This window comes from Rhizobium sp. BR 315, assembly GCF_050577975.1.
Classification (GTDB): domain Bacteria; phylum Pseudomonadota; class Alphaproteobacteria; order Rhizobiales; family Rhizobiaceae; genus Rhizobium; species Rhizobium miluonense.
Window position 1 is genome coordinate 1 of record NZ_JARWKZ010000199.1, and the last position, 519, is coordinate 519.

Annotated in this window: 1 protein-coding gene; it reads left to right on the forward strand. The window is 39.0% G+C overall.

The genetic code is table 11. From position 1 onward, the window contains the following. The coding region (locus QD409_RS35755) for a hypothetical protein (protein ID WP_430765085.1) at positions 1-519 on the forward strand (519 nt) is incomplete at both ends.

The window sequence follows — 519 nt, forward strand, 5'->3', positions numbered from 1 at the left end:
GTATTAGTTGGTCTAGGATTGGGACTTCTAATTGGCTCATACTCATTAAAACCCGGAATCTTTAACTCTTTGTCTAAAATGAGTGATTATGTGTTTATTGCCATTTCAGATAGAGACAACCTTAGAATCATCATTTTTCTATTTGTTTTCGGAGGGCTTGTTGGTATGATGCAAGTTGCTGGAGGCATTAAAGGATTTGCAAAAACAGTACAGAAGCGAATTAAAACCGAGCGAAGCGCCTTAATCGTTGCATGGTCTACGATTCTCGTCACCTTTATGGATTGCGAGTTTAGGATTATGACTACTGGACCAGTTATGAAGGCTGCAAAAACATCCGTTGCCATTACGAGGGCAAAGCTTGCATATGCAATCGACGTTTCCACMGTTCCAGTAATTGTCCTAATGCCTGTGGCCACAACTTACACTGGATATATGGTTTCTGTTGTAGGAGGTTCGTTAAATCAATTAAATATTAACCGATCTCCTTATCAGCTTTTTTTAGCAAGTATCCCTTTTAAT